A 12,264-nucleotide genomic window follows, 5' to 3' on the forward strand; every position below is an offset into this window, starting at 1 on the left:
GTCCAGCTAAAGATTCTTACGTATCATTAGCATTCATGATGTCCGAGCTTCCTCTCGATCAGGTGCGGACCCTGCTGGCCGTGGTCGACGAGGGCACCTTCGACGCGGCGGCGAACGCCCTGCGCCTGACGCCGTCGGCGGTCAGCCAGCGGGTGAAGGCGCTGGAGCAGCGCACGGGCCGGGTACTGCTGATGCGTACGAAGCCGGTGCGGCCCACCGAGTCTGGTGAGGTGGTGGTGCGCTTCGCCCGCCAGCTCGCCCGGCTGGAGCACGACGCACAGGCGGCGCTCGGGTTGTCCGGGCCGGGCGAGCCGACGCTCCTGCCGATCGCGGTGAACTCCGATTCGCTGGCGACCTGGTTCCTGCCCGCCCTGCGGCGCGTGCCGGAGGAGCTGGGGCTCTGTTACGAGCTGCGCCGGGAGGACCAGGACCATACGGCCGCCCTGCTGCGGGAGGGGCTGGCGATGGCCGCGGTGACCTCGTCGCCGGAGGCGGTGACGGGCTGCTCGGTGCGCCGGCTGGGTCGCATGCGGTATCTGCCGGTGGCCAGTCCCGGTTTCGCCGACCGGTGGCTGGGGCGGCGGGAGGGCGCCGCGTTGCGCGAGCTGATCGGCGACGCCCCGGTGATCGGCTTCGACCGGCGCGACGATCTTCAGGACGCCTTCGTGCGCCGGCTCGTCCTCGACCCCCGGCCGAGCGCCCGGCGCCACCTGGTACCCACGTCGGAGGGGTTCGCGAACGCCGTGGCGTCGGGCATGGGCTGGGGCATGGTGCCCGAAGTCCAGGCGGAGCCGTTGCTGAGCGAGGGCCGGCTGGTGCGGCTCGCCCGGGACCACACCGTGGACGTCCCGCTGTACTGGCAGCAGTGGAAGCTCGAATCAGCTGCCCTGGCGGCCGTCGCCGAGGCGGTGGCGGCGGAAGCCGCCGAGGCACTCGACGGCGACTGGCCGGACTGAACGGCGCCCGGATCAGGGAGGTGCTGCTGTCGCTGAGCCCGAAGGAGTACGCGTCTCGCGCCCGTTCGGTCGCGGCGCGGCATCGGGCCGGCGCTCATTCGCTCATGACCGGCCGTCCATGATGTGAGGGCAGGTTCGAAAGCCCACGCAGGGGAGTCACGCATGTCCCAGCACGTCGTCCGTACGTTCCTCCGCCGCCGAAGCACGCTCGCCGGTCTGGCCGGCGGTGTCGCCGTCGCGACGGGAGCGGGACTGCTGCTGTCCAACGCCTTCGCCTCGGGAGCAGCGCCCGAGGTCGTGCCGCCCGGGGCCGACGTGACCTTCGACTACCAGATCGGCGGCGCGTACACCCCGCCGGCCGGGGTCGGGGCGGTCTCCCGCGACCGTGGCGACGAGCCGGCCGAGGGCCTGTACAACGTCTGTTACGTCAACGCCTTCCAGACCCAGCCCGACGCGCTGGACCGATGGGAGAAGGACAACCCCGATCTGCTGCTGCGCGACGGCGACGGCGGCCTGGTCAATGACGAGGAGTGGGGCGAGGCGCTGCTCGACACCTCGACCGCGGACAAGCGCACCCGGCTGGCGGACATCGTCGGGGGCTGGGTCGACGGCTGTGCGCAGTCCGGTTTCCAGGCGGTGGAGCCGGACAACCTGGACTCCTACGAACGGTCGGAAGGGCTGCTGACCCAGGCGCACAACGCGGCGTTCGCGAAGCTCCTGGCCGACCGGGCGCACGCCGCCGGGCTGGCGATCGGCCAGAAGAACACCACCGATCTGCTGGAGCAGCGGGAGACGATCGGGTTCGACTTCGCCGTCGCCGAGGAGTGCGGCCGGTACGACGAGTGCGACGCCTACGCCTCCGCGTACGACGACAGGGTGTTCGTCGTCGAGTACACCGACGACGACTACACGAAGGCCTGTTCGTCCGTGGGGGCGAAGGTCTCGGTGGTGCGCCGGGATCTCGACGTCCGGCCGGCCGGACAGCCGGGGTACGTGTTCCGCACCTGCTGAAGGGCGCTTTCGGGAACGGGCGGGCTCAGGGGGCGTCCGGCGGTTGGGCGCAGACGGTGAAGATGCCGCCGTGAGGGTCCCTGATCACCGCTTCGGTTCCGTCGGCGGGCGAGTCCACCATCGGTCCCACCGTGCCGCCCGCCGCGCGGGCCGCCGCGGTGGCCGCTTCCGGGTCCGCGACCGGGAACCGGACGTGCCAGCGCGGGCGCAGCCGGGGGTCGGGGGACGAGGCGTCACCGCCTCCGCGCAGCGTGGCCACGGTGCGGCCGCCCTGCCGTACGACGACCGCGTCCTGTTCGTACGCGTAGCCGACCTCGCAGCCGCCGGGTTCCTCGGAGGCCCAGCCGAACACCTCGGCATAGAAGATCGCGCAGTCGAAGGCGTGGCTCGTCCGCAGTTCGATGGAGGCGGGCGGATTGTCGCGGCCGAACGACCAGGGCGGGGTCCGGCCTTCCCAGAAGCCGAATCCGGCCCCTTCCCGGTCGGCGGCCACGGCCCCCCGCCCGGGGCCCAGCCGGATCGCGCCGACGGCGATGGTGCCGCCCCGTTCCCGGACCCGGGCCGCCGTGGCGTCCGCGTCATCGACGGCGAAGTACGGGGTCCAGGAGACGGCGTTGGGCAGACCAGGGGCGATCCGGGCGACCCCCGCGACCGGCAGGGCGTCGAGGTGGGCGACAGTGAAGCCCTCGCCGAGGGTGCCGGAGCGGAAGGTCCACCCGAGGACGGTCCCGTAGAAGTCCTGGGCGGCCCGCACGTCCGGGGTCATGAGACTGACCCAGCACGGGACGCCGTGCACCGGGGTGCTCTGCTCTGCCGCGGTCATCGGGATCCGTCTCCTCGTCCCCGGTGGTGAGCCGCCGGACGCGGACGCCGGTCCGGCGGGTGCGCCTGCTGGTCACCGGCCGCCGCAGGCCGGTGCGCTCCGTGGCGTCGGGCGTCCCTGGAACGGCACGCCTCCATACCTACGCCGCCGGGGTCGTCGCCGCCACCCGGGCCGCGTTCCGGAACGGTGCGGTGCGCACATCCGGACCGCCCTGGGCGGGGACCGCGTGTCAGTGCCCGGTGGCAGACTGCCCCCATGACCGACCCGCAGCCGAAGGCTGACCTCCAGCACTATCTGCAGTCCGCTCGCGACGCCCTGCTCTGGAAGCTCGAAGGGCTCTGCGAGTACGACGTCCGGCGCCCTCTGACGCCGACCGGCACCAATCTCCTCGGGCTGGTCAAGCACGCCGCCGGGGTGGAGCTGGGCTACTTCGGCGAGACGTTCCGCCGGCCGTTCGGCGAGACGCCGCCCGCCTTCGGGGACGGTGCCGAGGCGAACCAGGACATGTGGGCGGCCGCCGACGAGTCGCGCGAGGACATCCTCGCCCTCTACCGCCGGGTGGCGGAGCACGCGGACGCCACGATCGCCGAGCTGCCGCTCGACGCGGTCGGGCACGTCCGGTGGTGGCCCGGCGAGCGGAGCCGCGTGACGCTGCACCAGATCCTGATCCATGTGATCGCCGACCTCCAGCGGCACGTCGGCCACGCCGACATCGTCCGGGAGCTCGTCGACGGGACGGTCGGACTGCGGTCCGGCACCGACAACATGCCGCCGGGCGACCGCGCGTGGTGGGAGGAGTACCGGCAGCGCCTGGAGCAGGTGGCGCGGGAGGCCGGGTAGTCGCTCCTCCCCCGTTCCGTCGCCGTTCAGCGGCCGGCGAGCGCCGCGGGTTCGCCGAGGTGGTGCGCGGCGGTGCGCCAGGCCGCGGTGACGGCTTCGCGGGCCGTGGCGGTCGCCGCCTCGACATCCGGCGGGAGACACAGCGGGGCGCCGACGTGGACGTGGAGCCGGGGGCGGCGGGCCGGAGCGGTGAGGAGCCCGGAGATCTGCTTGACGCGGGGGCCCGAGGTCACCCGGCGGGCTCCCGCCTGGCCGAGCGGCACGACGGGCGCGCCGGACGCGTGCGCGAGACGGGCGAGGCCGCTGCGGAAGCTCTCCGGCGGAGCCTCCGCCGCGTCCGTGCGGCAGGGCAGCCGTCCTTCTCCGTAGATGAGCAGGTGACGGCCGTCCCCGAGCGCGACGGCCGCCGCGTCGAGGGCGGCCGCGGCCCGGTCGGTGTTCCGGTGCACGGGCACGTGGCCGCCGCGTTCCAGGAGCCGGCCGAGGACCGGTATGCGCCACAGCCCCGCGGTGGCCATGACGACGGGTTCGACGCCGAGGCGCAGCAGTGCGGCGAGGACGATGCCCGGGTCGGCCAGGGAGGTGTGGTTGGCGACGATGATGCTGCCGGCGGCCGGGGCCGTGGCGTGGTCGGACGTGACCGTGAGTCGTCCGAGCGAGGGGACGACGGCGGCGGCGATGCGGCTGAGCACGGTTCTCCCGGGGTTCGGCGGGCGGGGGCCGTCGTGGTGACGGCGGTGCGGGGTCCGCCTCTCCCGGCTTCGCCCGCCACACCCTCATCGTCCTGGCGGCCGGGGCGTGGGGCCTGAGTGCGGGTACTCAGGCCCCTGGTCGATCACCCCCACAATCGGGGCGTCCCGGGCTACCGGGACACCCCGGACCGTGTGCCGTACCGGTTCAGAGGGCCAGCCACACCGCCGTGTCCCGGGGGAGCCGGCCTCCGGCGTCCAGGGGGCCGCTGGTGAGGAGGACCTCGGTGTGGGTGGGGAGCCGGGCGGGTTCCTCGGCGAGGTTGACGGCGCAGACCAGGCCCTCGCCTCGGGTGAACATCAGGAGGCCGGGTTCCTCGTTCAGCCAGCGCAGCGGTTCGGTGTGCAGCGCGGTCAGGGTGCGCCGCAGCCGCAGGGCCTCGCGGTAGAGGGCCAGCATGGAGTGGGGGTCCTGTGCCTGGAGGTCGGCCGCGCGGCCCGGCCAGTCGGCGGGGAGCGGGAGCCAGGGTTCGACGGTGGAGCCGAAGCCGGCGAAGGGTTCGCCGGCCGCCCAGGGCAGCGGGGTGCGGCAGCCGTCGCGGCCGGGGGCCCGGCCCTGGGAGCGGAAGTACATGGGGTCCTGGATGCGGTCCAGCGGTACGTCGGCCTCGGGCAGGCCCAGTTCCTCGCCCTGGTAGAGGTAGACGGAGCCGGGCAGGGCGAGCGAGAGGAGGGCGGCGGCGCGGGCGCGGCGGGTGCCCAGATCCAGGTCGCTGGGGACGCCGAACGCCTTGGCCGTGAAGGCGAAGCCGCTGTCCTCGCGGCCGTAGCGGGTGACGGTGCGGGTGACGTCGTGGTTGCAGAGGACCCAGGTGGCGGGGGCTCCGACGGGGGCGTGTTCGGCGAGGGTCTCGTCGATGGCGCGGCGCAGCAGTGCGCCGTCCCAGGGACAGCTGAGGAAAGTGAAGTTGAAGGCGGTGTGCAGTTCGTCGGGGCGGAGGTAGCGGGCGAAGCGCTCGGAGTCGGGCAGCCACACCTCGCCGACGAAGATGCCGCCGAACGCGTCGGCGATGGCTCGCCAGCCCCGGTAGATGTCGTGCAGTTCGTCCCGGTCGATGTACGGGTGGGGCCCCGGGTGCCCGTCGAGGTCCGGGAGCGCCGGGTCCTTGGCGACGAGGGCGGCGGAGTCGATGCGCACCCCGGCGACGCCGCGTTCGAACCAGAAGCGCAGGACGTCCTCGTGCTCCTGGCGTACGGCCGGATGCGCCCAGTTGAGATCGGGCTGCTCGGTGGCGAAGAGGTGGAGGTACCACTCGCCGTCCTCGACACGGGTCCAGGGCACCCCGCCGAACTCGCTCTCCCAGTCGTTGGGGGGCAGTTCGCCGTGTTCGCCGCGGCCGGGCCGGAAGTGGAAGAGTTCCCGCTCCGCGCTGCCGGGGCCCGCCACCAGGGCGGCCCTGAACCAGACGTGCTGGTCGGAGACGTGGTTGGGAACGATGTCGATGATGGTCCTGATCCCCGCCTCGCGGGCTTCGGCGATGAGCTTCTCGGCTTCCGCGAGGTCTCCGAAGGAGGGGTCGATGGCCCGGTAGTCGGCCACGTCGTACCCGCCGTCCGCCATCGGGGAGAGATACCAGGGGGTGAACCACAGGGCGTCGACGCCGAGTTCGGCCAGGTAGGGCAGCCGGGACCGTACGCCCGTCAGATCGCCGGTGCCGTCGCCGTCGCCGTCGGCGAAGCTGCGGACGTAGACCTGGTAAATGACGGCCGAGCGCCACCAGTCGTCGGCGGCAAGCTGGCTGCCTTCCATAAGGCGGGTTCCTTTCGGGCGGGGCGCGGTGGCCGGCGGGGTGTGGGCCGGTCCGCGCGACAGGGGGCGGGAGGTTCTGACGCCGCCGCCCCGGAGCGGGGCGGGAAGGCCGGGGGCGGCGGCGGGTCCGGGTGGGCGGCACAGGCGGTGCCGTCCGGTGCGGTCAGCCTTTTGTGCTGCCGGCGCTGATTCCGGCGATGATGTGACGCTGGAAGACCAGGAACATGAGGACCATCGGGATGCTCGCGATGACCATGGCCCCGATCAGCACGGTCAGCGGGACGTTCTGCGAGAGCTGCACCAGTGCCACGCTGATCGGCTGCTTGTCGGTGTCGGAGAAGACCATCAGGGGCCAGAGGAAGTCCTGCCACACGGCGACCAGCGCGAAGATCGACACGACGCCGAGGACGGGTCTCGACAGGGGCAGGACGATGGACCACAGGGTGCGGAGCTTGCCCGCCCCGTCGATCTCGGCGGCTTCCAGGACGTCGCGCGGGATCTGGTCGAAGAACCGTTTGAGCAGGTAGAGGTTGAAGGCGTTCGCGACGGCCGGCAGCCAGATGGCCAGCGGGTCGTTCAGCAGGTTGACGTGGATCAGCGGCATGTCCGCGATGGTGAGGTACTTCGGTACGACGAGGGCCTGCACGGGGACCATGAGAGTGGCGAGGATTCCACCGAGGATGATGTTGCCGAAGGCGGGCTTGAGCTTGGACAGGGCGTAGGCGGCGGCCGTGCAGAAGACGATCTGGAGCACCCAGGCGCCGGTCGCCTGGACGACCGTGTTCCACAGGTGGGTCGGCAGCCGCATGAGGTCCCAGGCGTCGGTGTAGCCGCTCACCCGCCACTGCTCGGGGACGAGGGTGGGCGGGGTGCGCACCACTTCCTCGGGCGGTTTCATCGCGCCCGTGACCATCCAGTACACGGGGAAGAGGAACGCGAACGCGAAGAGCAGGACGACGAGGGTGAACACCGACCAGTAGGCGACCTTGCCGCGGCGTCCGGCGAGTGCCAGCGGCGAGATGACGGTACGTGAGGACCGCTCGGCCGGGGCATCGCCGGACTTCCTGGCGCGGACGGTGGGCGGTTTCTGTACCGGGGGCGGAGCTGTCTGTGTCATGGCGGGCGACGCTCCTCTCAGTCGGTGCGGGTGAGTCGCAGATACAGGGCGGAGAAGGCGCTGAGCACCAGCAGGAGCATCACGCTGAGGGCGGACGCGCCGCCGAAGTCGTTGTAGAGGAAGGCGTACTTGTAGATCAGGTAGAGCACCGTGACGGTGGAGTTCTCCGGGCCGCCGCCGGTGATGACGAAGGGTTCGGTGAACACCTGCATCGTCGCGATGACCTGGAGGAGCATCAGCATCAGGATGATGAAGCGGGTCTGCGGAATCGTGACGTGCCGGACGCGCTGCCAGACGGACGCGCCGTCCAGCTCGGCGGCCTCGTACAGCTCGCCGGGGATGCCCTGGAGGGCGGCGAGGTAGATGAGGACGGTGCCGCCCATGTTGGCCCAGGTGGCGACGGCGACGAGCGAGACGAGCGCGGTGTCGGCGCCGTTGGTCCAGTTCGACGTCGGCAGGTGGAGGAAGCCGAGCACCTCGTTGGCCAGGCCCGCGCCCGGATCGTAGAACCACTTCCACAGCAGGGCGCTGACCACCGGCGGGATCATCACGGGGAGGTAGACGACGACCCGGAAGAAGGCCTTGGCGTGCCGCAGTTCGTTGAGGACGAGGGCCATGACGAACGGGATGGCGAACCCGATGACCAGGGCGAGCACGGTGAAGGTGAGGGTGTTGCGCCAGGCGGCGGCGAACTCCGGGTCCTGGAAGACGCGGGAGAAGTTCGCGGTGCCGACCCATTCGGGGTCGGAGCCGGGGGTGTACTTCTGGAACGCGATGATCACCGACCGGACGGCCGGGTACCAGGAGAACAGGATGAAGCAGAGCAGGCCGCCGATCAGGAACCCGTAGGCGGTGGCCTGGTCGGCGATCTTCCTGCGCAGCGGGCCGAGGGGCCCGCGGCCCGCCCTGCTCGCGTCTCCCGGGGGAGGCGTCGTGCCTGCGGACCGCGGCCTCGCGGGCGGTGCGGGTCGGGACGTGGTCTTCATGGCTCTCTCAGCCCCGGGCCAGGATTCCGTCGATCTTGGACTGGGCGTCCTTCAGCAGGGCGTCGACGTCCGCGTCCTTCTTCGTCAGGACCGCCGAGACGGCGCCGTCGAGGACCGCGTAGATCTGCTGGCCGTGCTTGGGCTCCAGCTTCATGTCGAGCTGCTGGCCGCCGTCGATGAAGGCCTGGTAGTTCTCGACCGGGACGTTGGCGGACGCCTTCTTCAGCTCCTGGTCCTTGGCGTCGGTCGCGCCGGTGAACAGGCGCGGCTCGGGCAGACCGACCGGGGACTTGTCCTCGGCGGCGCGGGCGTAGTTGTTCATGTAGCCCTGGCCCGGGGTGAGGAAGGTCCACTCCAGCCACTTGAGGCCGGCCTTGATCTGCTCCGGGGTGGCCTTCTTGTTGAACATGTAGCCGTCGCCGCCCATGAGGGTGCCCTTGCCGCCGGGCATCGGGGCGAACGCGAGGTCCTCGTACGCGCCGCCGGCCTCCTTGACGATGCGCGGGACGTTGTCGGGGGCGGCCAGGTACATGCCGAGCTTGCCGGAGCCCATCATCTGGAGGGTGTCGTTGATGATGAGCAGCTGCTTGGCGCCCATGGAGTTGTCGCGCCAGCGCATGTCCTTGAGGTTCTGCAGGACGGCCTTGCCCTCGGGGGTGTCGACCGTGGCCTTCTTGCCGTCCTCGCTGACGACCGTGCCGCCCTGGGAGTAGATCGAGGCGGTGAAGTGCCAGCCGCCCTGGTTCTGGGCGCTGTACTCGGCGAAGCCGACGGTGCCGTCGCCGAGGGCGGCGATCCTCTTGGCCGCCGCCTGGACCTCTTCCCAGGTGGCCGGCGGCTTGTCCGGGTCGAGACCGGCCTTGACGAAGAGCGGCTTGCTGTAGAGCAGGCCCATGGAGTAGTTGGTGCGCGGGATGCCGTAGACCTTGCCGTCGACGGTGTAGGCGTCGCGCAGGGGCTGGGCTATGTCCTTGTACGCCTTGAGGTCCTTGACGTACTCGGTGATGTCCGCGGCCTGGTTGATGGAGACGACGCGCTCGGTGTCGGTGAAGTACGTGTAGAAGACGTCTTCCATCTGGCCGCCGGCCAGCTTCGCGTCGAAGGTCTTGGGGTCCTGGCAGGGGAAGGCGTCGTGCGCGGTGACGTCGATGCCGGGGTTCTGCTTCTCGAACGTCTTGACGTCCTCGTCGAACCGCTTGTGGTCGGTCTTCGCACTCGGCTGGGGCCAGCAGTTGACCGTGATGCGCGTCTTGCCGTCCGCGGCACTGTCGCTCTCGGAACTGCAGGCGGCCAGGCCGGTGATGGTCAGTGCGGTGGCGACGGCGGTGACGCAGGTACGACGAAGAACAGAGCTTCTCATCGGTGGACCCCTCTAGGGCAGGAGTGCGGGAAGCCCACAGCCCCGAGCTGTGCGGCGAGCCACACTCAACCACCGCCGACGAATGTCCGCAAGATGTCACGTTGATTTCGTAAATCTTTGACAGTCCTTGCCCGCTGCGGGCCCACCGACGGAAGAAACCATGGAGAACCATGGAGGCGGGACCCCGTGCGAGGGTCGAGCGGGGACCGCGGGCGCCGTGCGGGACCGAGGCAGGGGCGGCCGCCGCCCCCACGGAAGCGGCCGGGCGGCGGGAGCCTCGGGGCAAGGGAGGTGCGGCAGCCTGCGACGGGTGACGTACCGCGGGGCGCGCGACACCCGCAAGAGATACCCACGAGCGCGGACATCGGCGACAGAGCGTGGGCCACCATGGAAAACGGGCGAGAAACCGCCCGGTGGGCGGAGCCCGGCCGACGGCGCGCGCGGGGTCGGCGCTGCTGCCCGTCGCCCCTCGGCGGCCGGCTGGGAGCGCTCTCCACGCGCCTGCGTGGACCGCTCACCGAAGCACGGCCGCCGGGCGGTCGCGACGGGGTGGCCGGGGGCCGCGGCGGCATCGGGCGCGACGTCGGACGCCCGGCCTACCGCAGCCTCACCCGCTTTCACTGACGACGGCTGTTCAGCAAACCATCGCGTCACGAACGCAAGAATATGGCAATAGTTGCAGGACGTTTATCGTCCTGTGATGAACATGGCCGCCGCGAGGCGGCTGCGGCCGGGGGTGCCGGCCTGCGGAACCCGAGCGGCCCTCAACGTGCCGCGGCGGCCGTCCGCACCGTGCCGAAGTCGATGGCGCGGTCGGCCTCGCGCAGGACCTCCTCGGCCACTCTGCGTACTTCGGCGGGCACATCACCGTGCTCTTCCACGAGGCCGGCGTAGATCGGTGCTTCGGTGCTGTCTGCGGAACTCATACGATTTTTTTCCCGGTGGTCTGGTGCGAAAAGCCCCTGCCGGTCGGCGGAGGCGGGGGCGAGTGTACGTGGTGGGCGGCGGCGGCCGCGATTCCATTCCGGCGCGCGGACCCTGCGGCGTCTGCTGGACCAGCGCCCTGCCCGCGCCCCCGGGGGCGCGGGCGGAGCCCTGTCACCGTCTGCGGCGGTCGGCGCCGAGGTGCTGCACGGGAAAGCCCGCGCGGGCGGCGAGCGCGGTGAGCTCGTCGGCACGGGCCGCCCGCAGGCCCACCACCGGATAGCAGTCGGACTCGATGTCGAGGACGGCCAGCGCCGCACCGGTCTCCCGGTAGCGGCGTCCGCAGGCGTGCAGGAACTCCTCGGTCGGCAGGAGCGCCTCCTCGGCCTCGAAGAGCTCCCACGGATCCACGGATGGCCTCGATTCCAGCTTGCTCAGCTGGGCCCGGATCTCCTGCGTGTCCTCCTTCCAGTCGAACTCCGCGAGCAGACCGTGTGCGTCGAGCGCGTCGATGAGCGCGATCCAGGCGAGGGCGTCCACCGGCTCGTCGATGCCCCGCCCCTCCAGGCGGTCCCCGAAGGCGCGCACGTAGTCGCGCGGACTGTCGTGGGCGCGCAGCACCTCCTCGGCCACGGCGGGGCGCGCGGGGGCGAGCAGCCAGGCGATCTCGGCCAGGGCCGTGCGGATCGCGTCGGCGTCGTGCGGGTCGGACATGTCGTGCACTCCTCGAGGCGCAGGGCGGGCACCGGCAGGCAGGGCGCGGGCCGGGCCGGGGCGCGGGGCCGGGATGTGTTCTAGGCCAGTTCTAGGCCGTCTCCGCCGAGCGCCGCCGCCGGGCCTCGGGCAGGGGCCGGTGGCCCTCGGTCCACTCGTTGACCCAGCCGCAGCCCGAACAGGCGTACCGCCCGTCGAGACCCGCGATCAGGGTGCCGCAACGCGCGCATCCGATGTAGGTGATCTCCGGGTGCTCCGTGGCCGCTTCGTCCGGGGAGCGCCGCTCCGGGCGGGGTGAGGCCGTCATCGTCGGGCGTCCGTTCCCACGGTGTCCAGCAGGACGCGGGCGAGCTCGGCCGGCTGCGAGAACATCGGCCAGTGGCCGGTGTCCATCGTGACCAGCCGCCACCGCGCGCCCGCCAGCAGCTCCGTCACCCCAGGGCTCGGCTCGGGCCCGTCGAGCAGGCACTTGACGTACGTCGCGGGCAGCAGGCCCAGGGGACGGGCCAGAACGGCGGGATCGGTGAGCGTGGCGCCGGGGTGGGGGGTCGAGCCGTCGAGGAACCGGGCGAGCTGTTCCTCGGTGAGGCCCTGGCCCGCGCAGTCGGCGGCGGCCGGCGGCGGCCAGAAGCCCCCGTTGGCGGCGATGGCGGCCTCGACACCGGCCCGGCCGTCCGGCCAGCCGGAGACGAAGGACTCGCCGTCGGCCGGAACGCTGGAGTCGACGAACACGACGCGGGCGAGCCGGTCGCCGATCCGCTCGGCGGCCTGCCCGACCGGAATGCCCGCGTAGCTGTGGCCGACCAGCACCACGTCGCGCAGGTCCAGACGCTCGACCGCGTCGACGATGTCCTGGACGTGGGTCTGCTGACCGGCCGCCGCTTCCTGTCTGTCGGCGAGGCAGGAAAGGGTCAGCGGGTGGACCCCGTGACCGGCCGCGCGCAGGCCGGACTCCACGTCGCGCCACGCCCACGAGCCGAGCCAGGCCCCTGCCACCAGTACGAATTGCGTCATGCCAGCAACGTAGCGCAGGG

Annotated in this window: 13 protein-coding genes; 3 read left to right on the plus strand and 10 right to left on the minus strand. The window is 71.8% G+C overall.

All coding sequences use genetic code 11. The features are described 5' to 3' along the window. Nucleotides 1-35: 35 nt before the first annotated feature. Both D581_RS0106385 and D581_RS0106390 read left to right on the plus strand, forming a co-directional pair. Nucleotides 36-956, plus strand: coding sequence for a LysR family transcriptional regulator ArgP (locus tag D581_RS0106385; RefSeq protein ID WP_018956394.1), 921 nt, complete (start codon nucleotides 36-38; stop codon nucleotides 954-956). Nucleotides 957-1,118: 162 nt separating this feature from the next. Further along, on the plus strand, nucleotides 1,119-1,967 hold the full coding sequence (locus D581_RS0106390; protein ID WP_018956395.1) for an endo alpha-1,4 polygalactosaminidase: 849 nt from the start codon (nucleotides 1,119-1,121) through the stop codon (nucleotides 1,965-1,967). 25 nt (nucleotides 1,968-1,992) lie between these two features. Here D581_RS0106390 and D581_RS0106395 read toward each other — a convergent pair whose 3' ends face one another. Continuing rightward, a complete protein-coding gene (locus D581_RS0106395) occupies nucleotides 1,993-2,790 on the minus strand; it encodes a VOC family protein (RefSeq protein ID WP_018956396.1) in 798 nt (265 codons plus the stop codon). 255 nt (nucleotides 2,791-3,045) lie between these two features. On the opposite strand from D581_RS0106395, the gene D581_RS0106400 reads away from it, so the two are divergent. After that, a complete protein-coding gene (locus D581_RS0106400; RefSeq protein WP_018956397.1) occupies nucleotides 3,046-3,630 on the plus strand; it encodes a DinB family protein in 585 nt (194 codons plus the stop codon). Nucleotides 3,631-3,656: 26 nt separating this feature from the next. Here the strand turns inward: D581_RS0106400 and D581_RS0106405 are convergent, their stop codons facing one another. The 9 genes from D581_RS0106405 to D581_RS0106445 all read right to left on the minus strand — a co-directional run bounded on the left by D581_RS0106405 (nucleotide 3,657) and on the right by D581_RS0106445 (nucleotide 12,244). Then, nucleotides 3,657-4,322 (minus strand): lysophospholipid acyltransferase family protein, encoded by a 666-nt coding sequence (locus tag D581_RS0106405; RefSeq protein WP_018956398.1) that lies wholly within the window; start codon nucleotides 4,320-4,322, stop codon nucleotides 3,657-3,659. A 205-nt stretch (nucleotides 4,323-4,527) separates the two neighbouring features. After that, nucleotides 4,528-6,129 carry a glycoside hydrolase family 13 protein gene (locus tag D581_RS0106410; RefSeq protein WP_018956399.1) on the minus strand — a complete coding sequence of 534 codons (1,602 nt, stop codon included), beginning with the start codon at nucleotides 6,127-6,129 and terminating at the stop codon, nucleotides 4,528-4,530. Nucleotides 6,130-6,292: 163 nt separating this feature from the next. Beyond that, entirely contained in the window at nucleotides 6,293-7,246 is a 954-nt protein-coding gene (locus tag D581_RS0106415; RefSeq protein WP_018956400.1) for a carbohydrate ABC transporter permease, read from the minus strand. Nucleotides 7,247-7,263: 17 nt separating this feature from the next. Beyond that, on the minus strand, nucleotides 7,264-8,232 hold the full coding sequence (locus D581_RS0106420) for a carbohydrate ABC transporter permease (RefSeq protein ID WP_018956401.1): 969 nt from the start codon (nucleotides 8,230-8,232) through the stop codon (nucleotides 7,264-7,266). Between the two features lie 7 nt (nucleotides 8,233-8,239). Further along, nucleotides 8,240-9,592 carry an ABC transporter substrate-binding protein gene (locus tag D581_RS0106425; RefSeq protein WP_018956402.1) on the minus strand — a complete coding sequence of 451 codons (1,353 nt, stop codon included), beginning with the start codon at nucleotides 9,590-9,592 and terminating at the stop codon, nucleotides 8,240-8,242. 764 nt (nucleotides 9,593-10,356) lie between these two features. Further along, on the minus strand, nucleotides 10,357-10,518 hold the full coding sequence (locus D581_RS1000000141580; protein WP_018956403.1) for a hypothetical protein: 162 nt from the start codon (nucleotides 10,516-10,518) through the stop codon (nucleotides 10,357-10,359). A 172-nt stretch (nucleotides 10,519-10,690) separates the two neighbouring features. Next, entirely contained in the window at nucleotides 10,691-11,230 is a 540-nt protein-coding gene (locus tag D581_RS0106435; protein WP_018956404.1) for a DUF6630 family protein, read from the minus strand. 91 nt (nucleotides 11,231-11,321) lie between these two features. After that, nucleotides 11,322-11,537, minus strand: a complete 216-nt coding sequence (locus D581_RS0106440) for a hypothetical protein (RefSeq protein WP_018956405.1) — start codon at nucleotides 11,535-11,537, stop codon at nucleotides 11,322-11,324. Continuing rightward, nucleotides 11,534-12,244 carry an alpha/beta fold hydrolase gene (locus D581_RS0106445; protein WP_018956406.1) on the minus strand — a complete coding sequence of 237 codons (711 nt, stop codon included), beginning with the start codon at nucleotides 12,242-12,244 and terminating at the stop codon, nucleotides 11,534-11,536. Before D581_RS0106445 ends, D581_RS0106440 begins: the two co-directional genes overlap by 4 nt. Nucleotides 12,245-12,264: the final 20 nt, after the last annotated feature.

The organism is Streptomyces sp. CNB091 (assembly GCF_000377965.1).

Excerpts from the sequence above, each read along its gene's own strand:
- D581_RS0106385 (WP_018956394.1), top strand. The coding sequence starts at position 36 with ATGATGTCCGAGCTTCCTCTCGATCAGGTGCGGACCCTGCTGGCCGTG.
- D581_RS0106390 (WP_018956395.1), top strand. The coding sequence starts at position 1,119 with ATGTCCCAGCACGTCGTCCGTACGTTCCTCCGCCGCCGAAGCACGCTC.
- D581_RS0106395 (WP_018956396.1), bottom strand. The coding sequence starts at position 2,790 with ATGACCGCGGCAGAGCAGAGCACCCCGGTGCACGGCGTCCCGTGCTGG.
- D581_RS0106400 (WP_018956397.1), top strand. The coding sequence starts at position 3,046 with ATGACCGACCCGCAGCCGAAGGCTGACCTCCAGCACTATCTGCAGTCC.
- D581_RS0106410 (WP_018956399.1), bottom strand. The coding sequence starts at position 6,129 with ATGGAAGGCAGCCAGCTTGCCGCCGACGACTGGTGGCGCTCGGCCGTC.
- D581_RS0106415 (WP_018956400.1), bottom strand. The coding sequence starts at position 7,246 with ATGACACAGACAGCTCCGCCCCCGGTACAGAAACCGCCCACCGTCCGC.
- D581_RS0106420 (WP_018956401.1), bottom strand. The coding sequence starts at position 8,232 with ATGAAGACCACGTCCCGACCCGCACCGCCCGCGAGGCCGCGGTCCGCA.
- D581_RS0106425 (WP_018956402.1), bottom strand. The coding sequence starts at position 9,592 with ATGAGAAGCTCTGTTCTTCGTCGTACCTGCGTCACCGCCGTCGCCACC.
- D581_RS1000000141580 (WP_018956403.1), bottom strand. The coding sequence starts at position 10,518 with ATGAGTTCCGCAGACAGCACCGAAGCACCGATCTACGCCGGCCTCGTG.
- D581_RS0106435 (WP_018956404.1), bottom strand. The coding sequence starts at position 11,230 with ATGTCCGACCCGCACGACGCCGACGCGATCCGCACGGCCCTGGCCGAG.
- D581_RS0106440 (WP_018956405.1), bottom strand. The coding sequence starts at position 11,537 with ATGACGGCCTCACCCCGCCCGGAGCGGCGCTCCCCGGACGAAGCGGCC.
- D581_RS0106445 (WP_018956406.1), bottom strand. The coding sequence starts at position 12,244 with ATGACGCAATTCGTACTGGTGGCAGGGGCCTGGCTCGGCTCGTGGGCG.